Source organism: Bacillus cereus group sp. BfR-BA-01360, from assembly GCF_022663595.1.
Lineage (GTDB): Bacteria > Bacillota > Bacilli > Bacillales > Bacillaceae_G > Bacillus_A > Bacillus_A cytotoxicus.
Window position 1 is genome coordinate 48,682 of the sequence record NZ_JAKUFV010000012.1, and the last position, 25,165, is coordinate 73,846.

Sequence of the window (25,165 nt, forward strand, 5' to 3'; positions counted from 1 at the left end):
TCTGGTATTTCTCAATATTCATTTAACAATTGTATTTTAAAAGAAAAAATTCATTAATTCATGAGTTTAAATATGTATTTGGGAGAAGTACAAAGCCAAACTCAAAGCATGAATGCTGTATGTAACGCTACCATTCAAGGTATGGAACAGGTTATTCAGTCGATTGATGCTTTTACAAGTGATACCGTTCTACAAGGACAAACTTATAGCAGTGCAAAAGCATTTTTCGCAGAAACCTTTCGTCCTTTAGCACAAGGAATCATTTACTTATGTGAAAAATTAATCCGTCAGAATGATGCCTTTCCAAGTCAATTTCAATCACAGGTAGCTCAGGCTGATGTAATCGAACAAGAAATATTAGAACAAATTCGAGAAATTAACCGAATGATAGCCAGTACAGAAGCACTCAATCAAACTATGCCAATTTCGGGCATGGACGCTGTGGTAAATCTTTTTGCTGTCATGAAACGGAAACTGCAAGAGAAACTAGAACATTTATATGAATTTAATTATGCTTCTAGTAGTAATTATGATACAGCGCTCCAACTAGCTGCTAGTATCGCACAAGGTTTAGCAGAGGTACAAAGTGGTAAAGGTTGTAGTCCTGCAAGTGGTACATTTAGTACACAAGGGTTGAATATAGAATGGGCGAATTCAATTCAAGCAATTACAGAAGAGAGGGCACGTCAAACTGATAATTCAATTGAAGAAGGTGCAATGTGCGGTAAGCTACTTGAAAAATCTACTTTCGAAAAAATTCGAGACGGTATTGTAGAAGGTGCAGGGGAAGCAGTTGGAGATACTATAGAAGGATTTAAGGCACTTGGTAAATGGGAAACGTGGGAGAACATGGGAACGCCGCCTTGCCCCCTATTGATACCCTTAGCACTATGTATAATGCATTGTCAGATTCATTTATTAATGATGTAATAAATGGAGATGCTGAAAGTCCTGCTAAATGGGGGAGTTATGCTTTAACACAAGTAGGATTAGGATTAATGGGTGATAAAGGGTTAAGTAAAGTATCAAAGATAGCAAGAGGTGCGAAGTTTGCAAAAGTAACAGAAGTAACAGTACCACGTATACAACAAACCGTTACAAATTTGGATGATAATTTAAACATAGGAAATCGACTGGCTTTTTCTGATACTAGTGGACTTAATCTAATACAACGTCAAAGGCAATAAAGGGACTGAAAGAAAAAGGTTTACTGGCTGTTATAGTGGGACAGGGGAAGGCTTCAAATACTTACCAGCTTACATTATAAGAAAAAGGCTTACGTTGTTAAGTATATTTCGATATTGAAAAAAGTACGTAAGCGATTTATAATCGAAATAGTTTAGCATATCTAAATTAGTATGTTCATGTCTAAAAAAACATTTCTAAATTACATACAAGGTAAAGCCTTGATTTTACATAATCGTTACCGTTTGGTTTCCGGTACCACGTCTGCCGGGGGTTCGAATCCCTCTGGGCGCGTCAAAAAGTCCTAACTTACAATTGTGAGTTAGGACTTTTTTTATGCCAAATATTTTTGAGAATATGGGATGCATGAATATACGGAGAGAATACTTTTTTAAAATTATCTTGTTATATCTGATAATAAGATTTACTATTAGTAGGTGGTTATAAAATGGTTTCTTTCAATAATATTCATTTTTCAGTTGTAAGAGATAAGTTTCATTAATACATATAAATTAATAATATTTTGGAATGGGTGTCTGCGTTAGGATTCTCCTTTTACCAAACTTATTGTACAATAGAAACAAGGGGGAGATCAGTTTGAAGGCAAGTCTTTTACAAGAACAAAGCTTACGTTTGGCAATGACACAAGAGTTGAGGCAAGCGATTACAATGCTCCAGTACAATGTACAAGAATTATCGGAGTTTTTGTATGAGCAATCGCTAGAGAATCCCCTTATTGAGTTAGGGTGTTTTGAGAGGGAAAGAAAAAAGAGCTCTAGCAAAAGTAAAAGTACGAGCAAGCAAGTTGATAATCAAATGGAGATCTACAGTGTGGATTCTAAAACGATTCAGCAACATTTATTAAATCAAATACAGTATTATAAAATAGATGAAGAGCATCGGAAGACAGCTTCTTTTATCATTATGAACCTAGATGAAAATGGGTATCTAGAAGAAACGAATGAAGAATTAGCTGAACTACTTACCGTGCCCATCGATGTCGTTGAACGTTCTGTAGAGATTGTCCAATCACTAGAGCCAGCAGGGGTAGGAGCGCGGAATATTCAAGAGTGTCTAGTGATCCAATTGAAGCGTTTACAAAAGGGAAGTGTACTTGCAGAGAGGATTGTAAGTGAATATTTTTCTTATTTTGTGAGGAAAGATTGGCGAAAACTAATCCAATTACTGAAATGTAATAATGAAGAATTACAAGAGGCGGTTGATTGTATTACATCATTACAACCAAAGCCCGGACTTGCATTTTCATCTGAAAAGCCACTATATATCGTTCCTGACATGGCAGTGAAAAAAGAGGGAGAACGGCTTATTTTACAAATGAATGAAGGAAATATGCCGAGAATTGAAATTCATTCAGAATATAGTGCACTTCTGAATAATAGTGAGAGTGAAGTTGCTTCTTATGTTTCTGAGAAGTATCAGCATGTGCAATGGATTATGCGCAGTTTGAAACAGCGGAAACAAACGCTTTTACAAGTGATGGAAATGATCATGAAGAAGCAACATGATTTCTTTTGGAGAGGACCGGAACATTTAAAGCCGCTTTCTTTGAAAGAAGTAGCGGAAGAGTTAGGTGTACATGAATCTACAATTAGTCGTGCTACACGTAACAAATATGTACAAACGCCATATGGGTTGTTTGAGATGAAATCATTCTTTAGTAATGCAGTCATTACAACAGAAGATGAAGCAATCTCGACAAAACGTGTAAAACAATTGATTCAGACGCTGATAGAAAAAGAAAATAAGAAAAAGCCACTTTCAGATCAAAAAATTTCGAAATTGTTAGAAGAAGAGCATGAGGTTGTAATTTCAAGAAGAACGGTCGCGAAATATCGGGAACAAATGCACATTCCTGCATCTTCTTTGAGAAAAACAATTGGATAGGTGAAGAAGATGAAGATTATTTTATATACGAAAACAGACTGCGGTCTTTGTGTAAAGGCAAAACAAGTTTTGAATGAAGTGCAAAAGGTGTATTCTTTTCATCTTGAGGAAATAGATATATATGACAACGAGGAGATTTTAGAGAAGTATCAAATGATGATTCCAGTTGTAGAAATTGATGGAGAACAGGTAGGATATGGTATTATTCACAGAGATGTCATAATAAACTATATAAACAAGTCAGTTAAGAGTTGAATAAGTTTCTATCTCCTGTTACAATAATACATGTAGCAGGGATTATTTTTTTAACTCATGTGGGACACAAAATGTCACTGCGGGACATAAAGCGACCACGTGGTAAGTGAACCAATGTAGTGAGGAGAAATGATATGCGCTCATGGATTCAGAACATGAAAAAATTATTACCCGATTTGCTACCGGTTATGCAAACAAGAATGCAAATTCTTCAGCACATTCGTCTCATGCAGCCGATTGGAAGAAGAAATTTATCTGCAAGTCTTAGCATGACAGAACGAGTATTGCGAAGTGAAGTACAAGTTTTGAAAGAAAAAAACTTAGTTCACGTCGCTTCTTCTGGGATGACTTTAACAGAAGAAGGAGCAGCTGTGGTTCTTGCTTTGGAAGACTTTATGAAAGAAATTTCCGGGTTAAAGGTTTTAGAAAAACAACTTAAGGAAACATTAGACTTGGATGAAGTTTTCGTTGTCCCTGGTGATAGTGATGAATCACCTTGGGTCAAACTGGAGATGGGCCGTGCTTGTGTAACTTGTATAAAAGACCGTCTGGAGGCAAATAATATCGTTGCTGTAGCTGGAGGAACAACGCTAGCTGCCGTTGCGGACATGATGCAACTAGACTGCAAAGATTTACATATGCTGTTTGTCCCAGCGCGTGGCGGAATTGGAGAAGGGGTCGAGTTAGAGGCCAATACCATTTGTGCGAAGATGGCACAAAATACGATGAGCAATTATCGCTTATTGTATGTTCCGGATCAAGTGAGTAGCGAAGCGTATGCATCTATTGTAACGGAACCTTCCGTGAAAGAAGTTCTTGAGTTGATTCGCTCTTCCAATATCGTCATTCATGGAATAGGTGATGCGTTAACAATGGCACGTCGCAGAAGTACTTCAGAAGCAGATTGGTTAAAAATTAAAGACAATGAAGCAGTTGGCGAAGCTTTCGGTTATTACTTCAATGAACAAGGTAATGTCGTTCATAAGGTACAAACAGTCGGCATGCAATTAAAAGATTTACAACATGTATCCCATGTTGTCGCCGTCGCTGGAGGTTCTTCAAAAGCAAAAGCGATACAGGCTGTAATTAAACAAGGGCACACTTCAATTTTGATTACAGATGAAGGTGCAGCAAAACAGTTAACAAAGGGTACCCCCCTTTAATATAATCCCCCAAGGAGGAAATTCAAATGACAGTTAAAATTGGTATTAATGGATTTGGACGTATCGGACGTAACGTATTCCGTGCAGCTCTTAACAACCCTGAGGTAGAAGTAGTTGCAATTAACGACTTAACAGATGCTAAAACATTAGCTCACCTTTTAAAATATGACTCAGTTCACGGTTCTTTAAATGCAGAAGTATCTGTAAACGGCGACAGCATCGTTGTTAACGGTAAAGAAATTAAAGTTATCGCTGAACGTGACCCAGCTCAATTACCATGGAGCGACTACGGAGTAGAAATCGTAGTAGAATCTACTGGACGTTTCACTAAAAAAGCAGACGCTGAAAAACACTTAGGTGGATCAGTTAAAAAAGTTATCATCTCTGCTCCAGCTTCTGATGAAGACATCACAATCGTTATGGGTGTTAACCACGAAGCATACGATGCAGCTAACCACAACGTAGTATCAAACGCTTCTTGTACTACAAACTGCTTAGCTCCATTCGCGAAAGTTCTTAACGAAAAATTCGGTATCAAACGCGGTATGATGACAACAGTTCATGCTTACACTAACGACCAACAAATCTTAGACTTACCACACAAAGATTTACGTCGTGCACGTGCAGCAGCAATGAGCATGATCCCAACTACAACTGGTGCAGCTAAAGCGGTAGCATTAGTATTACCAGAACTTAAAGGTAAATTAAACGGCGGCGCAGTACGTGTTCCAACTTCAAACGTTTCTCTTGTTGACTTAGTTGTTGAACTTGAAAAAGAAGTAACAGTTGAAGAAGTAAACGCAGCATTCAAAGCAGCTTCTGAAGGTGAACTTCAAGGCGTTCTAGGTTACAGCGAAGAGCCATTAGTATCTATCGACTATAACGGATGCACAAACTCTTCTACAATTGATGCATTATCTACAATGACTATGGAAGGTAACATGGTTAAAGTACTTTCTTGGTACGATAACGAAACTGGTTACTCTAACCGCGTTGTAGACCTAGCTGCTTACATGGCTAAAAAAGGTCTTTAATCCTTAAGTTTATAAGTTATCAATGACAAAACGAGGGAGAGGGTTTGTTCCCTCTCTCTTCTTTCGTTTTATAAGCAAATGTGATAAGCTTTTGAATGGGTTTTGTCAATCCTAACTAGTCGGAGGGAAATCCAATGAACAAAAAATCAATTCGTGACGTAGATTTAAAGGGTAAACGTGTATTTTGCCGCGTTGATTTCAACGTACCTATGAAAGATGGCAAAATTACAGACGAGACTCGTATTCGTGCAGCTCTTCCTACTATTCAATATTTAGTAGAACAAGGTGCGAAGGTTATTTTAGCAAGCCACTTAGGCCGTCCAAAAGGTCAAGTAGTAGAAGAAATGCGTTTAACTCCAGTAGCAGTTCGTTTAGGTGAACTTCTTGGTAAAGACGTGAAAAAAGCGGACGAAGCATTCGGACCAGCTGTACAAGAAATGGTTGCAGCAATGAACGAAGGCGACATTTTAGTTCTTGAAAACGTTCGTTTCTATGCGGGCGAAGAAAAGAACGATGCAGAACTTGCGAAAGAATTTGCAGCTCTTGCTGATATCTTCGTAAACGATGCATTCGGTGCAGCTCACCGCGCTCATGCTTCTACAGCAGGGATTGCAGATTACCTACCAGCAGTAGCAGGTTTCTTAATGGAAAAAGAATTAGAAGTACTTGGAAAAGCACTTTCTAATCCAGATCGTCCATTTACAGCAATCATCGGTGGTGCGAAAGTAAAAGATAAAATCGGTGTAATTCGTCATCTATTAGATAAAGTAGATAACTTAATCATCGGTGGAGGTCTTGCTTACACATTCGTAAAAGCATTAGGTCATGAAATTGGTCTATCTCTATGTGAAGATGACAAGATTGAACTAGCAAAAGAGTTTATGGCACTTGCAAAAGAAAAAGGTGTAAACTTCTACATGCCAGTTGATGTTGTAATCACTGAGGAATTCTCTGAAACTGCAACAACTAAAATTGTAGATATCGACTCTATCCCATCAAACTGGGAAGGTGTGGACATCGGACCAAAAACACGTGAAATTTATGCAGATGTAATTAAAAACTCTAAGCTTGTTGTATGGAATGGACCAATGGGTGTATTCGAAATGACTCCATTCTCTAACGGTACAAGAGCAGTAGGACAAGCATTAGCAGATGCAGAAGGTACATACTCTGTTATCGGCGGTGGTGACTCTGCAGCAGCTGTTGAAAAATTCGGCATGGCTGATAAAATGAGCCACATTTCTACTGGCGGCGGTGCGTCATTAGAATTTATGGAAGGTAAAGAACTTCCAGGTGTAGTTTGTCTGAATGACAAATAATTAGCAGCCAAAGAAAAAAGGACGGTGCAAAGCATGCGTAAACCAATTATCGCAGGTAACTGGAAAATGAATAAAACTCTATCTGAAGCAGTTAGCTTCGTAGAAGAAGTAAAAGGTCAAATTCCAGCAGCTTCAGCTGTTGATGCAGTTGTTTGCTCTCCAGCTCTATTCTTAGAGCGTTTAGTAGCAGCGACGCAAGGAACTGACTTAAAAGTAGGTGCACAAAACATGCACTTCGAAAAAAATGGTGCATTCACTGGTGAGATTAGCCCAGTAGCACTTAGCGACTTAAAAGTGAGCTACGTAGTACTTGGTCACTCTGAACGTCGTGAAATGTTTGCTGAAACAGATGAAACAGTAAATAAAAAAACACTTGCAGCATTTGAACATGGTTTAACACCAATCGTTTGCTGTGGTGAAACTTTAGAAGAACGTGAAAGCGGAAAAACATTTGATCTAGTAGCAGGCCAAGTGACAAAAGCACTTGCAGGCTTAACAGAAGAACAAGTGAAAGCTACTGTTATCGCATATGAGCCAATTTGGGCAATCGGTACAGGAAAATCTTCTTCTGCAGAAGATGCAAACGAAGTATGTGCACACATCCGTAAAGTTGTTGCAGAAGCTGTTTCTCCAGCAGCTGCAGAAGCTGTTCGTATTCAATACGGCGGTAGCGTAAAACCAGGAAACATTAAAGAATACATGGCACAACCTGACATCGACGGCGCTTTAGTTGGCGGTGCAAGTTTAGAGCCAGCTTCCTTCTTAGGTCTTTTGGAGGCGGTAAAATGAGAAAGCCAACAGCTTTAATCATTCTTGACGGTTTCGGACTGCGTGAAGAAACTTACGGGAATGCTGTAGCACAAGCTAAGAAACCTAATTTTGATAGATACTGGAACAAGTTTCCTCACACAACGCTTACAGCTTGTGGTGAAGCGGTAGGTCTTCCAGAAGGTCAAATGGGTAACTCAGAGGTTGGGCACTTAAATATCGGTGCTGGCCGCATTGTATATCAGAGCTTAACTCGTGTGAACGTTGCGATTCGTGAAGGAGAATTCGATAAGAATGAAACATTCCAAAACGCAATTAAACATGTGAAAGAGAAAGGTACAGCCCTTCATTTATTCGGCTTACTTTCTGATGGTGGGGTGCACAGTCACATTGACCATATGTTTGCTCTTCTTCGCTTAGCAGCAAAAGAAGGCGTGGAAAAAGTATATATTCATGCATTCTTAGATGGTCGCGATGTTGGACCACAAACCGCAAAAGGCTATATCGATGCAACAAATGCAGTAATAAAAGAAACAGGAGTAGGACAATTCGCGACAATTGCTGGTCGTTATTACTCCATGGACCGTGACAAACGTTGGGATCGCGTTGAAAAATGTTACCGTGCTATGGTGTATGGCGAAGGTCCTACTTACAAAAATGCATATGAGTGCGTAGAGGATTCTTATGCAAATGGTATTTATGATGAGTTCGTATTGCCGTCTGTAATTGTGAACGAAGATGAAACGCCAGTTGCAACAATCAATGATGATGATGCAGTCATCTTCTATAATTTCCGTCCAGACCGCGCAATTCAAATTGCACGTGTATTTACAAACGAAGACTTCCGTGAGTTCGATCGTGGTGAAAAAGTACCTCACATTCCAGAATTCGTTTGTATGACACACTTTAGTGAAACTGTAAATGGTTATGTGGCATTCAAACCAGTAAACCTTGATAACACATTAGGTGAAGTTGTGTCGCAAGCGGGATTAAAGCAACTTCGCATCGCGGAAACTGAAAAGTATCCACACGTTACATTCTTCTTTAGCGGTGGTCGTGAGGCTGAATTCCCAGGGGAAGAGCGTATTTTAATTAACTCACCGAAGGTTGCAACATATGATTTGAAACCTGAAATGAGCATTTACGAAGTAACCGACGCTTTAGTAAATGAAATCGAAAATGATAAACATGATGTAATTATTCTTAACTTTGCAAACTGTGATATGGTGGGCCATTCTGGGATGATGGAACCAACAATTAAAGCAGTAGAAGCAACTGACGAATGTTTAGGAAAAGTTGTAGAAGCAATTCTTGCAAAAGATGGTGTAGCAATTATTACAGCTGACCATGGTAATGCAGATGAAGAGTTAACTCCAGATGGAGCTCCAATGACAGCTCATACAACGAACCCGGTTCCTTTCATCGTTACAAAGAAAGATGTAGAATTACGCGAAGGTGGCATTTTAGGAGATATCGCTCCAACAATGCTAACACTTCTAGGTGTTGAACAACCTAAAGAAATGACAGGTAAAACAATTATTAAATAATTTATGTAATTTAAAGGAGAGAAAATAGTATGTCAACAATCATTGATGTTTATGCTCGCGAAGTCCTTGATTCTCGTGGTAACCCAACTGTAGAAGTAGAAGTTTACACAGAAGGCGGCGCATTCGGACGCGCATTAGTACCAAGTGGTGCATCTACTGGTGAATATGAAGCAGTAGAATTACGTGATGGTGACAAATCTCGTTACCTAGGTAAAGGTGTGCTTAACGCAGTTAAAAACGTTAACGAAATTATCGCTCCAGAAATTGTTGGTTTCGATGTAACTGACCAAGCTGGTATCGACCGTGCTATGATCGAATTAGATGGCACTCCAAACAAAGGTAAATTAGGTGCAAACGCGATCCTTGGTGTTTCTATGGCAGTAGCTCACGCAGCAGCTGATTTCGTAGGTCTTCCATTATATCGTTACCTTGGTGGATTCAATGCAAAACAATTACCAACTCCAATGATGAACATCATCAACGGTGGTTCTCACGCTGATAACAACGTGGACTTCCAAGAATTCATGATTCTACCAGTTGGTGCTCCAACATTCAAAGAATCAATCCGTATGGGTGCTGAAGTATTCCATGCATTAAAAGCTGTATTACATGACAAAGGTCTTAACACTGCAGTAGGTGACGAAGGTGGATTCGCTCCAAACCTTGGTTCTAACCGCGAAGCATTAGAAGTAATTATCGAAGCAATCGAAAAAGCGGGTTACAAAGCTGGTGAGGACGTATTCTTAGGAATGGACGTTGCTTCTTCTGAGTTCTACAACAAAGAAACTGGTAAATATGATCTTTCTGGTGAAGGTCGCAGCATGACTTCTGCAGAAATGGTTGATTTCTACGAAGAACTTTGCAAAGACTTCCCAATCATCTCTATCGAAGATGGTTTAGACGAAAACGACTGGGATGGTCACAAATTATTAACTGAGCGTCTTGGCAAAAAAGTTCAATTAGTAGGTGACGACTTATTCGTAACAAATACGAAGAAACTTGCTGAAGGTATCGAAAAAGGTATCTCTAACTCAATCTTAATTAAAGTGAACCAAATCGGTACTTTAACTGAAACTTTCGAAGCAATCGAAATGGCTAAACGTGCTGGTTACACAGCAGTTGTATCTCACCGTTCTGGTGAAACTGAAGATGCTACAATCGCTGACATCGCAGTTGCAACAAACGCTGGTCAAATCAAAACTGGTTCTATGAGCCGTACTGACCGTATTGCTAAGTACAACCAATTATTACGCATCGAAGACGAACTAGGCGAAATCGCTGTTTACGATGGTTTAAAATCTTTCTACAACCTTAAAAAATAATGGTAGAAAGTAAGAGCAGACCGTGAGAAATCACGGTCTGTTTTTTTATGTAAATGAAATGTGAGATAATGTTTTATCGCAATAGCGAATGCTAAAATTCAGAAAATAAAAATAGTTATCTTTAGGTCAATGTTTTTGACGTAAATTTGAATCGAAAATCCAGTCATATCAAGGATGTAAGCGTATAACAAATGTGTTTTTCCTTGTCAAGTCGATAAATTGCAGGTTTTTACAATTTATACTATGATAAGGTTAGAAAAGGAAAGATCGTATAGACATGAGGGATGATGAACATGAAGTTTACAAAAGTTATTGTTCAAATCGTAGCTCTGTATGTGTTTTACATGTTAGGAACATGGATACAAGAAATATTGGAAATTCCAATACCAGGAAGTTTGATTGGGATGTTTTTATTGCTTATTTTACTTGGCTTGAAAGTTCTTCCTGTGAAATGGTTTGATTTAGGAGCCGAAACACTCGTTGCCATTATGCCGTTTTTATTAATTCCACCAACGATTGGTTTAATGAATTACGGTGCTTTTTTTATGAGCAAAGGAATTTCTCTTTTCATTACAGTTGTAGCGAGCACATTTTTAATTATTATTGTCGCAGGACATACAGGACAATATCTTGCGACTAGAAAGGAAAAAGAGACAAGATGAGTAGTATATTAATCGGGATTGGTTGGGTTCTTCTGACAGTGTTCATATATCAATTATCTAAAATGATTTATAAGATATTGCCAACGCCGTTTACGATTCCAATGATTATCGCAACAGTACTCATGATTATTTTATTAATGATGTTGGATGTACCGTATCAACAATACATGCAAAGTGGCGGGGGCTGGATTTCTAAATTACTTGGACCAGGTGTTGTAGCATTTGCAATTCCGCTCTATAAACAGCGCCATGTACTTCGAAAATATGTTGTGCCGATTGCTGGTGGTGTTATTGTGGGAACAACGGTTGCGATTGCAAGTGACTTTATTATTGCGTCGCTGATGGGAACAGATAAAAGTTTAATTTTATCTTCTTTACCAAAATCAGTAACAATGCCAGTTGCTATGAGCGTATCAGAACAAGTTGGTGGTGTGCCATCATTAACAGCAGCGTTCGTTGTTGTTGCTGGAATCAGTGGGACGATTACAGGGCCTTTTTTATTGAAATGGAGCCGTGTGACAAATTCGGTTGGTAAAGGAATTGGATTTGGCTGTGCTTCACATATTATGGGCGTTATGAGAGCGATGAAAAATAATGAGAGTGAAGGTGTTATTGGATCGGTAACAATGACATTAACGGCTATTTTAACGTGCTTACTGGGACCTTTATTTGCAATGATGCTTGTATAATATAGAAAAGCGAGAGCAAGCGAACGGCTCTCGCTTTTCTGTACAATTTATGCTACAGTTAAACTAACTGAATCTTGTAGGAGGTACGCTAAGATGCATACGTTTTTATCAGTTTTACTAATTATTGTATCGATTTTAATGATTGTGATGGTACTTATGCAATCTAGTAATAGTTCAGGCCTTTCAGGTGCAATTTCAGGCGGTGCGGAACAGTTATTCGGCAAGCAAAAGGCACGCGGAATAGAAGCGGTATTAAGCCGTATTACAGTTGTTTTAGCTGTATTATTCTTCGGATTAACAATTGGTGTTACGTACTTTAACTTATAAGAAAAAAGAAGAAGCATTAGCAATGTTGTGCTAGTGGTTCTTCTTTTTTTGTGCTTAATAATGTAAACAAAGTTTCAAATTAGATTATGGAAATAGAACTATGGTAAACTAAGGACAGAAACAATACGACTAGACTACAGAAGAGAAAGAGGAGAAGAAGATGATGAAATTAGCATCTCCGAAACCATTTACATTTGAAGGTGGAGACCGCGCTGTTTTATTATTGCACGGTTTCACGGGAAACTCAGCTGATGTACGTATGTTAGGGCGTTTCTTAGAGAAAAAAGGATACACTTGCCACGCCCCTATTTATAAAGGCCATGGTGTGCCACCAGAACAGCTTGTACATACAGGTCCTGAAGACTGGTGGAAAGATGTAATGAACGCGTATCAGCATTTAAAAGATCAAGGCTATGAGAAGATTGCTGCTGTTGGATTGTCACTTGGTGGTGTATTCTCATTAAAGCTTGCTTATACAGTTCCTATTTTAGGTGTAGTACCAATGTGTGCGCCAATGTATATTAAGAGTGAAGAAACAATGTACCAAGGTATATTGGCATATGCGCGTGAATATAAAAAACGTGAACAGAAGTCGCCAGAGCAAATTGAACAAGAGATGTTCGAATTTAAAAAGACACCAATGAATACATTAAAGGCATTACAAGATTTAATTCGTGACGTACGCAATAATGTAGATATGATTTATGCACCAACATTTGTTGTACAAGCGCGCCATGATGAAATGATTAATACTGACAGCGCAAACATTATTTATAACGGTGTAGAATCTACATTAAAAGAGATCAAATGGTATGAAGACTCTACTCACGTCATTACGCTGGATAAACAACGTGATGAGCTACATGAAGACGTATATAACTTCTTGGAGCAACTAGATTGGTAAGATCTAGTTGCCTCTTTTTTTCATGTGGGCTGTAAGGTAGAAGGAATCGCAAGATAAAGGATGAAAAATGAATGTTTGTAGAAGTTTCACTTTATATATCCCACATCTTTCGGATACACTAGACAATATGAGGGTTTAAAGGAGGTATTTGTGCTTGGAAGATATCATTCAAGAACATATTGATAAGTTGTTATTATTTATGAAAGAAGAAGCGTATAAACCGCTAACGATACAAGAATTAGAGGCTGCCTTTGGAATTGAAGATTCCGCAGGATTTAAAGATTTTGTAAAAGCGCTTGTTATGATGGAAGAAACGGGACTTGTTGTGCGTACGCGCAGTAATCGCTACGGTCTTCCAGAAAAAATGAATTTAGTGCGCGGGAAATTAATTGGACATGCACGTGGCTTTGCATTCGTTGTTCCAGAAGAGAAGAAAACGGGAGACGATGATCTTTTCATTCCGCCGACAGAATTAAACGGTGCACTTCATGGAGACACAGTATTAGCACGAATTAGCTCACAATCTAGCGGGTCACGTCAAGAAGGTACGATTATTCGTATTGTGGAGCGCGGAACGAAAGAATTAGTTGGTACATATACAGAATCAAAAAATTTCGGGTTTGTTATTCCAGACAATAAAAGATGGACAAGCGATATTTTTATCCCGAAAAGCGCCTCTATGGGTGCTGTTGAAGGTCATAAAGTAGTTGTGAAAATTACTAGCTATCCGCAAAATCGTTTAAGTGCAGAGGGCGAAGTCATTCAAATTTTAGGACATAAAAATGATCCAGGAGTAGATATTTTATCGGTTATTCATAAACATCATTTGCCTTTAGCGTTTCCAGAAGAAGTAATGGAGCACGCGAACAGTGTACCAGAAACAATTTCAGAAGAAGATTTAAAGGATCGCCGTGATTTGCGTGACCAAATGATTGTGACAATCGATGGTGCAGATGCGAAAGATTTAGATGATGCAGTTACAGTCACGAAGCTTGAGAACGGTAATTATAAGCTAGGTGTTCATATTGCAGATGTGAGTCACTATGTTCATGAAGGCTCTCCAATTGATGTAGAAGCAGCAGAGAGGGCGACAAGTGTCTATCTTGTAGATCGTGTAATTCCAATGATTCCGCATCGTTTATCAAATGGAATTTGCTCATTAAATCCAAAAGTAGATCGTTTAACATTATCTTGTGAAATGGAAATTAACCATTTAGGCGATGTTGTAAAACATGAAATTTTCCAAAGTGTAATCAAGACGACAGAACGCATGACATATGCTGATGTAAGAAGCATTTTGGAAGATGAAGATGAAGAATTAATGGAACGTTATAAGCCACTTGTTCCAATGTTTAAAGAGATGGCAGAATTAGCGCAAATTTTACGTGAAAAACGTATGAGACGCGGCGCTATTGACTTTGATTTCAAAGAAGCGAAAGTATTAGTTGATGAAGAAGGAAAGCCGACAGATGTTGTGCTGCGCGATCGCTCAATATCTGAAAAGCTCATTGAAGAATTTATGCTTGTTGCAAACGAAACAGTGGCAGAGCATTTTCACTGGATGAATGTACCGTTTATGTACCGTATTCATGAAGATCCGAAAGAAGATAAATTAGAACGTTTCTTCGAGTTCGTTACAAACTTCGGATACGCGGTAAAAGGACGTGCCAATGAGGTGCATCCTCGTGCTTTACAGCAAATTCTGGAAATGGTGCAAGGTCAGCCAGAAGAACCAGTTATTTCAACAGTTATGCTTCGCTCGATGAAGCAAGCTCGTTATGATGCTGAAAGCTTAGGACATTTCGGTCTATCAACAGAATTCTATACACATTTCACCTCGCCAATTCGTCGTTATCCAGATACGATTGTTCACAGGCTGATTCGTGAATATATCATTAATGGCAATATAGACAATGAAACACAAGCAAAGTGGCATGAGAAGTTACCAGATATCGCAGAGCATTCGTCCAATATGGAACGCCGCGCTGTTGAAGCGGAACGCGAAACAGATGAACTGAAAAAGGCAGAGTATATGCTTGATAAGATTGGTGAAGAGTATGATGGTATGATTAGCTCTGTAACGAACTTTGGTTTATTTGTAGAGCTTCCAAACACAATTGAAGGTCTCGTTCATGTTAGTTATTTAACAGATGATTACTACCGTTATGATGAACAGCACTTTGCGATGATTGGTGAGCGCACAGGTAACGTCTTCCGCATCGGTGATGAAATTACAATTCGCGTGATTAATGTCAATAAAGATGAGCGCGCAATTGATTTTGAAATCGTCGGTATGAAAGGCACGCCAAGACGTAAACTCAAAGACCGTCCAATTGTCATTGAACAACCAAAAGGTGGCAGAAAGAAACGTAGTGGCCGTGGTAGTGACGAGCGCGGAAAAGATCGCAAACATGAGCGCGGCAGCCGCGGAAAAGGCAGAGCGGATCACTCTGGAAAAAAAGGTGGCAAAAAGAAAAAGCCATTCTTTGAGAACGTTCCAGGATTCAAGAAGAAAAAGAAAAAGCGTAAGTAAGGGATGGCTTCGCTTTTAATAAAGCGGAGCCATTTTTATTTTTTTTATAATCTAGCTCCAGTGGCTTTGCTTCTTCTCACATTCCGAGCGAGCCACTTCCACTTTTTCATGACTTTTGTTAAAATGGTACAGATAGAGGAGGGACGTAAAATGCCAAAAGGTAGCGGTAAAGTTATTGCACAAAATAAAAAAGCATTTCATGATTATTTCATCGACGAAACATACGAAGCGGGGCTTGTCCTTCAAGGAACGGAAATTAAGGCCATTCGTGCTGGACGCGTTAACTTAAAAGATGCTTTTGCTCGCGTACATAATGGTGAAGTTTGGGTACATAATATGCACATTAGTCCATATGAACAAGGGAATCGCTTCAATCATGATCCGCTTCGCACAAGAAAATTACTTCTTCACAAGAAAGAAATTCAGAAACTAGTTGGCTATACAAAAGAGACAGGTTATACACTTGTTCCGCTAAAAATTTACTTAAAAAATGGATTTGCAAAAATGGCACTTGGCTTAGCTCGCGGTAAGAAACAATATGATAAGCGTCATGACTTAAAAGAAAAAGAAGCAAAACGTGAAATTGCACGTGCTTTCCGTGATCGTCAAAAGATGTAATACAGAAATTTACATTTGTAAAATGTCGAACGTATGATATAATAATTCATGTAAGGCCAGTGAACATTGAAAAACAGCTCATTTGTAGCTATCACGCATATACTTCGTATGCTCCATTTCTTATATGGGGACGTTACGGATTCGACAGGGGTAGTTTGAGCTTAAGTTGCGAGTCGAGGGGATCGGCCTCGTTAAAACGTCAAAGCCTATAACTGGCAAACAACAAAACAACTTCGCTTTAGCTGCTTAATACAGCTTAGCGGTTCCTCCCTCCATCGTCCATGTGGTAGGGTAAGGGACTCACTCTAAGTGGACTACGCCGGAGCTCACCGTCTGAGGGCAAAGGAAGAGAACAATCAGACTAGCGACTTGGAAGCCTGTCGATAGGCCGAAAAGTTTGCGAAATGCTAATATATCGACTATGCTCGTAGAAGCTTAAGTGCCAATACTTTTGGACGTGGGTTCGACTCCCACCGTCTCCACCAATACATATTTGGTGGTTTTTTTATTTTACGGAAGAAATTCATGTCGAAATTTGGCGAGTGGTCGATATTTCATGTCGAAACGCCGATATCTGGGGTTAAATCGCCGATATATTTCAAGTTGCGCCGATATTTTGGACCCAATCGCCGATATATTTTAAAGGGGTGCTGAAAATGATTGTGAAAGAACGGAAAAAGCCGATTTATTTGCGTCAATTAGAAGCATTATTGAGAAGATTGCCTGCAAATCACCCAAAAAGAGATAGAATTGCTGAAAAGTTTGCGAAACAGAATGCTGGATATAAAGGAGAACAAGCGGTAGATTACCCGCTTAGCTTTCTACCAGATAAGGAGTATTATATTTTGCATGATATAAGACTCTTTGATCAGAAGCATTTTTTTCAAATTGACACCCTCATCATATCCTCACGCTTTATACTCTTTCTAGAAATTAAAAATATAACAGGGACATTGTTTTTTGATACGGAATTTCATCAGCTCATCCGCATATCAGAGCAACATTCAGAAGGATTTCCAGACCCGATATTGCAAATAAAAAGACAAGAAGTGCAATTTCGAAAGTGGCTTCATTTATATGGTATTTCTAACCTTCCAATTGAGTCCCTCATTGTGATTAGTACACCGCGTACAATTATTAAAACTTCATTTCATAATCCAGAACTTCTCCAAAATATTACCCATAGTGCAAATCTCCCAAATAAAATTAAGCAGTTAGAAAATGTACATGTAAAGAAACAGTTATCAGCCAAGAAATTAGAAAAATTAGTAGAACATATTATGATCGAACATTCCCCATTACAACAAAATCTTCTTGAGCAACATAATATTACAAAAGAGGAATTACAAAAAGGTATACAGTGTTCAGAATGTTTGTCTTTTGTAATGATGAAAGTAAGAACTGGATGGCGTTGTCCGAAGTGCAATGCTTTTTCCATAGAAGCACATACATATGCTGTGCAAGATTATGCGCTTCTTTTAGGAACGACGGTTACAAATAGAGAGTTAAAAGAATTTCTAAACATCGAATCCAGCTCAGTTATAAAGAGGTTAATGCACATGATGCAAATTCCGTACACAGGTGAAAAGAAGGGAAGAAAATATGATTTAACAGCCTTTAAAATATAATGTGGTTCAATTCTCTGTCAGTCAATTTAAAGAGTCATAAATAAATTGAAGAATTTTTTAATTATATTGGATAGATTTTCTAGATATATCGCAAGATAAGGGTAGTTTTCATACAACATGGAATAAAAGAAAGGAGCTGTTCATGTTTTTTCAAAAGAATCAAAAAAAGATTGATCAGCAACAACAAGTTTTACTTTCTTCGGATCTAGATGAAAATTTAGAGATTCTTCGCTCTATGTATCAGGATTGTTTTGATGTGGTTTTTCATATGTTTTTGATTCGTGGACAAATGAGAGCAGTTCTTATTTATGTAGAAGGATTATCTAATGTAGAGGAGATTCATACTCATGTGCTTTCTCCACTTATGTCGGAAGTGGAGGGGGGCGGGCTTAATCCACTGGAAGTGTTAGAAAAACAGATACATCTTTCCAAGACGAAAGAAGTCAGGACATTTACAGATTGTATAGAGAATATCTCCAGCGGAAACCCTGTACTTCTCGTGCACCAGGAAATGTCAGGGCTCGCGTTAGGGCTTGCGAAATGGGAAAAGCGTTCAATTGAAGAACCGGTAGCTGAGAATGTCGTACGAGGACCGCGTGAAGGTTTTGTGGAAACATTGTCAGTTAACACCTCCTTACTTCGCAGAAGAATCAAAAGTCCTAATTTCAAGATGAAATTAATACAAACCGGTCGCTATACGGATACTTCGGTTGTAATTGCTTATATAGAAGGACTTGCGAATGAAACACTAATTGAGGAAGTTGAAAACCGATTGCGGCGCATTGACATAGATAGCATATTAGAAAGTGGTTATATCGAGGAATTGATTGAAGATAATCCTTATTCCCCCTTTCCGCAACTTATTAATACAGAACGGCCGGATGTAGCTGCTGCGAATCTCTTAGAGGGACGTGTAGTAATTCTGATGGATGGTACACCTTTTGTCTTAATTGCTCCGATTAGTTTCTTTTCTTTACTTCAATCGCCTGAAGATTATTACCAACGTTTCTTAATTAGTTCAGCTATTCGTCTGTTGCGGTTTGTATTTATGATATTTTCTCTTGTTTTACCTTCTATCTATGTAGCTGTGCTCACGTATCATCAGGAAATGGTGCCGACATCTTTGCTGATTAGTATGGCATCTTCGCGGGAAACAGTTCCTTTTCCAGCTCTTATAGAAGCATTAATGATGGAGATTACGTTTGAAGCACTGCGCGAAGCGGGGGTTCGACTTCCGAAACAGGTAGGAGCAGCTGTTAGTATTGTTGGAGCTCTAGTTATTGGGCAAGCTGCTGTTCAAGCGGGTCTCGTTTCCGCTCCGATGATTATCGTTGTTGCGATTACAGGCATTTCTTCTTTTATGGTACCGCATTATACACAAGGGATTGCGTTGCGGATGTTACGCTTTCCAATTATGTTTCTTGCCGGCTCCCTAGGATTACTTGGGGTTATGCTTGGGGTGATTGCAATTGTCATTCACTTATGTGCATTGCGCTCTTTTGATATTCCATACCTTACACCAATCGCTCCGATGAATGCACATGAGCTGAAAGATACTTTGATTCGAGTTCCGTGGTGGAAGATGAATACACGTCCCCATTTAACTAATGAATTCAATCGATACCGACAGCCCCCTAGCCAAAAACCAAATCCAAGCGAGGGAGACGATTTATAGAGGAAAGATATGAGGAGAAGGGTGTGAACAAGCATGAATCTCTTATCTCGGAACATCATAAACGTGTTTCTCATTCTTCTCTTTTTGTTAGCTAGTTTCTTACTTTCTGGTTGTTGGGACAGAAGAGAAGTGAATGACACAGCGCTAGTGTTGGGGACTGGCATTGACAAAGAAAAAGGGAAAAACATTAGGCTTACTGTTCAAATTTTGGTGCCTCGGGCTGTGAAAGGAGGACAGTCCGAGGCAGGAGGAGGAAGTGGTGGAGGCTCTCAGATCTTGGTAAGGTCTGCGATTGGAGAAAATATGGCGGATGCTGCGTCAAAGCTTCAAGCAAAATTTTCACGTAAACTCTTTTGGGGGCACTGTAAAATATATATATTTAGTAAAAAGTTTGCTAAAGAAGGGGATATTCATAAGCAAATTGACTTTTTACTTCGCCATCCAGAACCTCGGGAACGAGCTTATTTGTTCGTTAGTGATGGGGAAGCAATCGATCTTCTAAAGTTACAGCCACCTTTAGAGTCATACGTGGGAGAAGCGCTTCGAAAACTATCAGAGCTGAATATCGGTATAAATGTTACAGTGATAGATTTTGAACAGATGTTAATAAGTGAGGCAGGAGTGGCTCTACTACCTTTGATTAAAAAGCTACCACCAGTATCTCGAAAAAACAAAGATGAAACGATGGCTATTGTAGTTGGCACGGCTGTTTTTAAGAAGGACAAAATGATCGGTCGAATGAATACGAAGGTGACTAGAGGGATATTATGGTTGCGAAATGAAATTCAAGAGAGTGTGGTGACAATAACCCCCAAAAAAGGAGAATCTATCTCGTTAGATCCAGTTCGTCAAAAGACAAAGCTTCTTCCTACGATTGAGAATGGAAAGTGGAAGATCGTCGCGAAAGTTCAATCAGAAGGTACGATTGTACAAAATGGAAGCCGTTTTGACATTATGAGTCCCAACATTGTGAAGAAGGTAGAAAAAGAATTAGAAAAAGACATTAAACAGTACATGAACCTAGCATTGAAACAGGTGAAGAAGGAAATGAATGTGGACGCGTTTGGTTTTGCAGATGCGTTTCACCGCAAATATCCAAAAGAATGGGATAAGGTCAAACATCGTTGGGATAAGCTTCTTCCACAGGTGGATGTGAAGATTGTTATGAAAACGCGTGTACGCCGACCTGGTTTGTCTACTACACCAGTGGGAGTGAAAGAAAAAGAGGTCGAAAAAAAATGAAATGGCTAACAATAGTAGGAATAACAGTATGCGTGCTTGTCATTGCCTTATATGAGTGGTCAAAAATGAATCACGATCAGAAAAAGGAGAAGGTGGCCTTTATAACCTTAACAGCGATAGGGTACCTGCTTGCTATTCTTCTTTTGTTTTTTCCGGACATGTTAGGGCCTACGCAAATGATTGAGAAGCTTTTCAAACCGCTTGGTAAAATGCTTGAGAAAAAGTAGGATAAAAAGGAGACAAGAAAATGGTTGAAAAAGGGAAAATTTCTGCGTTTCAGATGGCGCTTATCATCATACCAACAATCATTGCAACGGCTGTTCTTATTGTTCCAGCCATTACAAGTGAGCACGCAGAGCGCGATATATGGATTTCACCAATTTGGGCGTCTCTCAATGGTTTTTTTACTGTATTTGTCGTATATCAATTGCATAAGTGTTATCCAGAGAAATCGATTATACAATATAGTAAATATATCGTCGGCCGGATTCCAGGAAAAATCCTTGGGCTTGTCTATCTGTTCTTCATTTTACATATATGCGGCATAATAACTAGGGAGTACGCAGATTTCGTCATTGGTTCTTTTTTACCTAAGACTCCGATTATTGTAGTGATTGGAAGCATGATTCTAATTTGTGGGTTTGCGGTTCGAGGTGGTATAGAAGTATTAGGAAGGGCATCGCAACTGTTCGTTCCGCTATTTTTATTTCCACCTGTCCTCTTTTTCCTGCTTATACCTGACTTGAAAATAGAGAATATGTTTCCAATTATGGAGCATGGTGTGCTGCCTTCAATCCTTGGTTCAACTGTGCCACAGGCTTGGTTTAGTGAAGTGTCTCTTATCTCTATGCTACTTCCTTTTGTAACAGATTGTGAAAAAGGGAGAAAGTGGGGGATAATCTCGGTGTTTGTCGCAATGTTCATTCTGCTTTATGCTAATATAATTGGAGTTTTGCTGTTTGGAGGAACAGTAATTAGTCATATATATCCAGTGTTTACTGCTTTTCGATACATTAGTGTTGCTACTTTTTTTGAACATCTTGAGTCAATTGTGATTACTCTTTGGGTGTTGGGGGCGTTCATCAAAATTTCCGTATTTTATTATGTACTTGTTCTAGGGACTGCGCAATGGCTTCATCTGTCTGACTACCGTCCCATTGTGTTTCCACTTGGTTTTTTTGTAATACTAATTGGTGTATGGGCATTTTCTAGTGGACAGGAAATGACTCGATTTTTAGGAAACATCTCTCCTTTTTATATACCGTGTATGATGACGCTTATGCCGACAGTGCTGTTACTTATCACTTTTATTAGAAAAAAGAGGTCTTACACAGTGAAAGAATAATATCGTATGTTCCTTAGACAAAGGAGAAAAAGACATGATGCGGGAAAAAATAGGAATTATGCAACTTTTTTATATTATGATGGCTTTCGAAGTGGGGAGTACAGTAATTTATGGATTAGGGGTAGACGCGAAACAAGATGCCTGGTTAGTCATTCTAGTCGGTATGTTCTGTGGTTTCGTTTTAATGTGGATATATACAAAATTATTTGAGTATTACTCGGGAGATACACTTACACAAATGATTCCTAAAATTGTGGGCAAACTTATCGGTTACCCTTTGAATGTAATCTACATTTTTTATTTTATTTATATAGCCGCACGAGTATTGAGAGATTTTGGTGAACTTATAACGGGAACTTTTCTGCCGAAAACTCCTCTTATTATCGTTATCGGTAGTTTTATGCTTGTCATTGTGTATTGTTTACATGGTGGAATTGAAGTATTCGGACGTATGGGGGAGATATTCTTTCCTTTTTTGTTCCTTGTTGCGATATTAACATGGGCTATTGTATACAGCTCTCAAGTTGTTGATATAGAACAGCTCGCACCTGTACTAGAAAAAGGGTTCGGGCCAGTATGGGAGGCAGCCTTTCCTCTTGTCATCACATTTCCATTCGGTGAAATGGTATTGTTTATGATGTTTTGGCCGGCATTACATGATTCGAGAAAGGTGAAGAAATTAGGGATGGTAGTGGTTCTTGTAGCGGGAATTCTATTAACTGTAAATACAATCAGTATTCTTTCCGTCATAGGCCCCAATTTAGTTAAGATGAAAACATATCCACTGCTTACAATCGTGAGGATGGCATCTATTGGAAATCTGATTGAACGAATTGATGCAGCTATCATTATAACGATGATGATCGGCGGATTTTTTAAGGTGGGATCGTTTCTATATGGTGCCGCAGTAGGAACTGCCCAATTGTTTAGATTGAAAAGCTATCGTTCTATAGTTGTTGTGTTTGGTGCAGTAGTAGTTCTGTTATCAATTATGATTGCGACTAATTACATGGAGCATGAAGAAATTGGAATAAAGAAGGTCCCGATCTTTCTACATATTCCACTCCAAATTGTAATACCAGTTATTTTATTAGTTATCGCTATGATTCGGAAAAGGATACAGTCGTAAGTTTCGGTATCAGGAAATAATTGAGTTGGCTATTTCATTTATAATGGGGAAAATGAGAGCTGATAGTATAAATGAAAAGGCGAGAAATACAGCTTCAACTTCCGTAGAATATAATTTTACTATAATATATAAGTATGAATAGGAAGAGGAGTTTTAAAGGAAATGAAGTTATTTAATATCGATCACTTTATCGCAGGTATTTTACAATGGATTTTAAACATTGCGCTTATTATATTATTATCCGTTGTTTTAGCAATCTTTTTAGTGAATGAAACAATTACGTTTATACAGTACATATTTTCAGCCGAAAAATTTACATCGTATAAGCTTGTTGAAAGCATTATTGTGTACTTTTTATATTTCGAGTTCATTGCGTTGATTATTAAGTATTTTAAATCAAATTATCATTTCCCGTTACGTTATTTTATTTATATAGGAATTACAGCACTTATTCGCTTAATTATTGTTTCTCATGAAGAACCATTTGAAACGTTATTATATGCTGGATCAATTCTTATTTTAATAATCGCTTTATATATATCGAATTTGAGAGATTTGAAAAAACATTAAAAAGTAGTGCAGACCGTGCGATTGGTTTGCACTACTTTTTTTGATATGATAAATCCAAATATGAAAAGGGAGAAGAAGAGCATATGCAAATATGTAAAGAGATTGTTGCGGAACGCCGAACGTATAGAGAGATTGAACATACACATGCTCACAGTCATGCTCAGTTAATTTTACCTCTTCAAGGAGAACTTTCTATAAAAGCTGGGTTACAAAATCTTCTCATTGACCAGAAGACGTTATTTTTTGTCCCTCCAGAATGCACCCATACGTTTCATTCTGCTGTACGCAATGAATTTTTAGTGCTGGATATTCCTCATTTCATGATTCCTGAAGGAAATATGCAAAGGACAGGGATTTCACATGTGTTCGATAAACAGTGGAAAAGTATTCGCTATCTCATTTTACATGAAATAGAACAAGGACAATCTTCCTTGAACGAACTCTATCCATATATTTCGCGCTGCTTATTCAAGGAGCGACATCCGAAGTCTATTCAATATATTCATGAACATTATGATAAAAATATAACTGTGCAACAATTAGCGGCGCTTGAGCACTATAATCGTTCTTATTATTCGGAGTGGTTTCTAAAAGAAACGGGAAAATCTCCATCGGTATACATACAGGAAGTTCGCCTTAATAAAGCAAAAGAATTATTGCGAAATACAAATTTATCCATTATGCATATTGCCATACAGGTTGGGTTAGAGCATCAGTCTTCTTTAACTCGCTTGTTCCAAAAGTATGAGGGGATGTCACCGAGTCAATATCGCAAAGGTGATAGGGACGATGTAACGAATATATGACATAGAGATAAAAATAGCTGATTTTTGGTGAAAAATCTTTTATTTCATTTGTTTAAAATGTAGGTAGGTATTTCAAAAATTGGAGGGAGCATATATGGCAACGATTGAAGACTTTATGAAATTAGATATCCGCATCGGAACGATTGTAGAAGCAGAGCTATTTCCAGAAGCGCGGAAGCCGGCGATAAAATTAAAAGTTGATTTTGGAGAAGAAGTGGGGATGAAACAATCTTCAGCCCAAATTACGAAAAGATATGAGCCGGAAGAGTTAATTGGCAGACAGGTCATTGGAGTTGTGAACTTTCCACCAAGACGAATTGCGGGATTTAAATCAGAGGTGTTAATAATAGGTGGTGTTCCAGAAGAAGGAGATGTTGTGCTTTTAAAACCTGATGAGCTAGTGCCAAATGGAACACCAATTGCATAAAATAATAAGCAAATTATACTACAAACTGTTGTAAGAATAAGGGACTTGCTTGATATAAATAAAATTTCACCAACCGGGCTGTTACTGCCCTAAAAGAGCCGAATAAATCAGA

At 38.4% G+C, this 25,165-nt stretch carries 23 protein-coding genes, 1 other RNA gene and 2 pseudogenes; all 26 read left to right on the forward strand.

Translation table 11 applies throughout. The features are described 5' to 3' along the window. Positions 1-60: 60 nt before the first annotated feature. Positions 61-1,041: pseudogene (locus tag MR056_RS12715) on the forward strand (T7SS effector LXG polymorphic toxin); the annotation flags it as partial. Positions 1,042-1,165: 124 nt separating this feature from the next. Further along, a pseudogene (locus tag MR056_RS12720) lies at positions 1,166-1,267 on the forward strand (GntR family transcriptional regulator); the annotation flags it as partial. 515 nt (positions 1,268-1,782) lie between these two features. After that, a complete protein-coding gene (rpoN, locus tag MR056_RS12725; protein WP_012096139.1) occupies positions 1,783-3,090 on the forward strand; it encodes an RNA polymerase factor sigma-54 in 1,308 nt (435 codons plus the stop codon). 9 nt (positions 3,091-3,099) lie between these two features. Then, positions 3,100-3,345, forward strand: coding sequence for a glutaredoxin family protein (locus tag MR056_RS12730; protein WP_048723472.1), 246 nt, complete (start codon positions 3,100-3,102; stop codon positions 3,343-3,345). A 134-nt stretch (positions 3,346-3,479) separates the two neighbouring features. Further along, positions 3,480-4,508, forward strand: coding sequence for a gapA transcriptional regulator CggR (gene cggR / locus MR056_RS12735; RefSeq protein WP_012096137.1), 1,029 nt, complete (start codon positions 3,480-3,482; stop codon positions 4,506-4,508). A gap of 26 nt (positions 4,509-4,534) precedes the next feature. After that, positions 4,535-5,542 carry a type I glyceraldehyde-3-phosphate dehydrogenase gene (gene gap / locus MR056_RS12740; protein ID WP_012096136.1) on the forward strand — a complete coding sequence of 336 codons (1,008 nt, stop codon included), beginning with the start codon at positions 4,535-4,537 and terminating at the stop codon, positions 5,540-5,542. Between the two features lie 134 nt (positions 5,543-5,676). After that, on the forward strand, positions 5,677-6,861 hold the full coding sequence (locus MR056_RS12745) for a phosphoglycerate kinase (protein ID WP_012096135.1): 1,185 nt from the start codon (positions 5,677-5,679) through the stop codon (positions 6,859-6,861). A 33-nt stretch (positions 6,862-6,894) separates the two neighbouring features. Then, positions 6,895-7,650, forward strand: a complete 756-nt coding sequence (gene tpiA, locus MR056_RS12750) for a triose-phosphate isomerase (protein WP_012096134.1) — start codon at positions 6,895-6,897, stop codon at positions 7,648-7,650. Next, on the forward strand, positions 7,647-9,176 hold the full coding sequence (gene gpmI / locus MR056_RS12755; RefSeq protein ID WP_012096133.1) for a 2,3-bisphosphoglycerate-independent phosphoglycerate mutase: 1,530 nt from the start codon (positions 7,647-7,649) through the stop codon (positions 9,174-9,176). Before tpiA ends, gpmI begins: the two co-directional genes overlap by 4 nt. Positions 9,177-9,205: 29 nt before the next feature. Next, positions 9,206-10,498 carry a phosphopyruvate hydratase gene (gene eno, locus MR056_RS12760; protein WP_012096132.1) on the forward strand — a complete coding sequence of 431 codons (1,293 nt, stop codon included), beginning with the start codon at positions 9,206-9,208 and terminating at the stop codon, positions 10,496-10,498. A gap of 293 nt (positions 10,499-10,791) precedes the next feature. After that, positions 10,792-11,160, forward strand: coding sequence for a CidA/LrgA family holin-like protein (locus MR056_RS12765; protein WP_012096131.1), 369 nt, complete (start codon positions 10,792-10,794; stop codon positions 11,158-11,160). Next, positions 11,157-11,849, forward strand: a complete 693-nt coding sequence (locus MR056_RS12770) for an LrgB family protein (protein WP_012096130.1) — start codon at positions 11,157-11,159, stop codon at positions 11,847-11,849. The genes MR056_RS12765 and MR056_RS12770 overlap by 4 nt, the downstream gene beginning before the upstream one ends. 93 nt (positions 11,850-11,942) lie before the next feature. Beyond that, entirely contained in the window at positions 11,943-12,176 is a 234-nt protein-coding gene (secG, locus tag MR056_RS12775) for a preprotein translocase subunit SecG (protein WP_012096129.1), read from the forward strand. Positions 12,177-12,339: 163 nt separating this feature from the next. Next, positions 12,340-13,080: an alpha/beta hydrolase gene (locus MR056_RS12780; protein WP_041810118.1), complete on the forward strand. Its 741-nt coding sequence runs from the start codon at positions 12,340-12,342 to the stop codon at positions 13,078-13,080. Positions 13,081-13,234: 154 nt separating this feature from the next. Beyond that, positions 13,235-15,613 carry a ribonuclease R gene (gene rnr / locus MR056_RS12785; RefSeq protein WP_048723464.1) on the forward strand — a complete coding sequence of 793 codons (2,379 nt, stop codon included), beginning with the start codon at positions 13,235-13,237 and terminating at the stop codon, positions 15,611-15,613. Positions 15,614-15,763: 150 nt separating this feature from the next. Further along, positions 15,764-16,231, forward strand: a complete 468-nt coding sequence (smpB, locus tag MR056_RS12790) for an SsrA-binding protein SmpB (protein ID WP_012096126.1) — start codon at positions 15,764-15,766, stop codon at positions 16,229-16,231. Between the two features lie 126 nt (positions 16,232-16,357). After that, positions 16,358-16,716: a transfer-messenger RNA gene (ssrA, locus tag MR056_RS12795) on the forward strand. A 171-nt stretch (positions 16,717-16,887) separates the two neighbouring features. Then, positions 16,888-17,859: a nuclease-related domain-containing protein gene (locus MR056_RS12800; RefSeq protein WP_012096114.1), complete on the forward strand. Its 972-nt coding sequence runs from the start codon at positions 16,888-16,890 to the stop codon at positions 17,857-17,859. Between the two features lie 142 nt (positions 17,860-18,001). After that, positions 18,002-19,534, forward strand: coding sequence for a spore germination protein (locus MR056_RS12805; RefSeq protein ID WP_087099337.1), 1,533 nt, complete (start codon positions 18,002-18,004; stop codon positions 19,532-19,534). A 33-nt stretch (positions 19,535-19,567) separates the two neighbouring features. Further along, the gene (locus MR056_RS12810; protein WP_087099335.1) at positions 19,568-20,776 is read left to right on the forward strand and encodes a Ger(x)C family spore germination protein; all 1,209 of its coding nucleotides are present in this window, start codon (positions 19,568-19,570) and stop codon (positions 20,774-20,776) included. Then, entirely contained in the window at positions 20,773-21,003 is a 231-nt protein-coding gene (locus MR056_RS12815) for a hypothetical protein (protein ID WP_012096111.1), read from the forward strand. The genes MR056_RS12810 and MR056_RS12815 overlap by 4 nt, the downstream gene beginning before the upstream one ends. A 20-nt stretch (positions 21,004-21,023) precedes the next feature. After that, a complete protein-coding gene (locus tag MR056_RS12820; protein WP_012096110.1) occupies positions 21,024-22,121 on the forward strand; it encodes a GerAB/ArcD/ProY family transporter in 1,098 nt (365 codons plus the stop codon). A 34-nt stretch (positions 22,122-22,155) separates the two neighbouring features. After that, positions 22,156-23,250 carry a GerAB/ArcD/ProY family transporter gene (locus MR056_RS12825; protein WP_012096109.1) on the forward strand — a complete coding sequence of 365 codons (1,095 nt, stop codon included), beginning with the start codon at positions 22,156-22,158 and terminating at the stop codon, positions 23,248-23,250. A 162-nt stretch (positions 23,251-23,412) separates the two neighbouring features. Then, complete coding sequence (gene psiE, locus MR056_RS12830) at positions 23,413-23,820, forward strand: phosphate-starvation-inducible protein PsiE (protein ID WP_012096108.1); 408 nt, start codon at positions 23,413-23,415, stop codon at positions 23,818-23,820. An 83-nt stretch (positions 23,821-23,903) separates the two neighbouring features. Beyond that, entirely contained in the window at positions 23,904-24,626 is a 723-nt protein-coding gene (locus MR056_RS12835; protein ID WP_012096107.1) for a helix-turn-helix transcriptional regulator, read from the forward strand. 94 nt (positions 24,627-24,720) lie between these two features. Beyond that, positions 24,721-25,053 carry a chaperone CsaA gene (gene csaA / locus MR056_RS12840; protein WP_012096106.1) on the forward strand — a complete coding sequence of 111 codons (333 nt, stop codon included), beginning with the start codon at positions 24,721-24,723 and terminating at the stop codon, positions 25,051-25,053. Positions 25,054-25,165 lie beyond the last annotated feature (112 nt).

Excerpts from the sequence above, each read along its gene's own strand:
- MR056_RS12730 (WP_048723472.1), top strand. The coding sequence starts at position 3,100 with ATGAAGATTATTTTATATACGAAAACAGACTGCGGTCTTTGTGTAAAG.
- cggR (WP_012096137.1), top strand. The coding sequence starts at position 3,480 with ATGCGCTCATGGATTCAGAACATGAAAAAATTATTACCCGATTTGCTA.
- gap (WP_012096136.1), top strand. The coding sequence starts at position 4,535 with ATGACAGTTAAAATTGGTATTAATGGATTTGGACGTATCGGACGTAAC.
- MR056_RS12745 (WP_012096135.1), top strand. The coding sequence starts at position 5,677 with ATGAACAAAAAATCAATTCGTGACGTAGATTTAAAGGGTAAACGTGTA.
- tpiA (WP_012096134.1), top strand. The coding sequence starts at position 6,895 with ATGCGTAAACCAATTATCGCAGGTAACTGGAAAATGAATAAAACTCTA.
- gpmI (WP_012096133.1), top strand. The coding sequence starts at position 7,647 with ATGAGAAAGCCAACAGCTTTAATCATTCTTGACGGTTTCGGACTGCGT.
- eno (WP_012096132.1), top strand. The coding sequence starts at position 9,206 with ATGTCAACAATCATTGATGTTTATGCTCGCGAAGTCCTTGATTCTCGT.
- MR056_RS12765 (WP_012096131.1), top strand. The coding sequence starts at position 10,792 with ATGAAGTTTACAAAAGTTATTGTTCAAATCGTAGCTCTGTATGTGTTT.
- MR056_RS12770 (WP_012096130.1), top strand. The coding sequence starts at position 11,157 with ATGAGTAGTATATTAATCGGGATTGGTTGGGTTCTTCTGACAGTGTTC.
- secG (WP_012096129.1), top strand. The coding sequence starts at position 11,943 with ATGCATACGTTTTTATCAGTTTTACTAATTATTGTATCGATTTTAATG.
- MR056_RS12780 (WP_041810118.1), top strand. The coding sequence starts at position 12,340 with ATGAAATTAGCATCTCCGAAACCATTTACATTTGAAGGTGGAGACCGC.
- smpB (WP_012096126.1), top strand. The coding sequence starts at position 15,764 with ATGCCAAAAGGTAGCGGTAAAGTTATTGCACAAAATAAAAAAGCATTT.
- MR056_RS12800 (WP_012096114.1), top strand. The coding sequence starts at position 16,888 with ATGATTGTGAAAGAACGGAAAAAGCCGATTTATTTGCGTCAATTAGAA.
- MR056_RS12805 (WP_087099337.1), top strand. The coding sequence starts at position 18,002 with ATGTTTTTTCAAAAGAATCAAAAAAAGATTGATCAGCAACAACAAGTT.
- MR056_RS12810 (WP_087099335.1), top strand. The coding sequence starts at position 19,568 with ATGAATCTCTTATCTCGGAACATCATAAACGTGTTTCTCATTCTTCTC.
- MR056_RS12815 (WP_012096111.1), top strand. The coding sequence starts at position 20,773 with ATGAAATGGCTAACAATAGTAGGAATAACAGTATGCGTGCTTGTCATT.
- MR056_RS12820 (WP_012096110.1), top strand. The coding sequence starts at position 21,024 with ATGGTTGAAAAAGGGAAAATTTCTGCGTTTCAGATGGCGCTTATCATC.
- MR056_RS12825 (WP_012096109.1), top strand. The coding sequence starts at position 22,156 with ATGATGCGGGAAAAAATAGGAATTATGCAACTTTTTTATATTATGATG.
- psiE (WP_012096108.1), top strand. The coding sequence starts at position 23,413 with ATGAAGTTATTTAATATCGATCACTTTATCGCAGGTATTTTACAATGG.
- MR056_RS12835 (WP_012096107.1), top strand. The coding sequence starts at position 23,904 with ATGCAAATATGTAAAGAGATTGTTGCGGAACGCCGAACGTATAGAGAG.
- csaA (WP_012096106.1), top strand. The coding sequence starts at position 24,721 with ATGGCAACGATTGAAGACTTTATGAAATTAGATATCCGCATCGGAACG.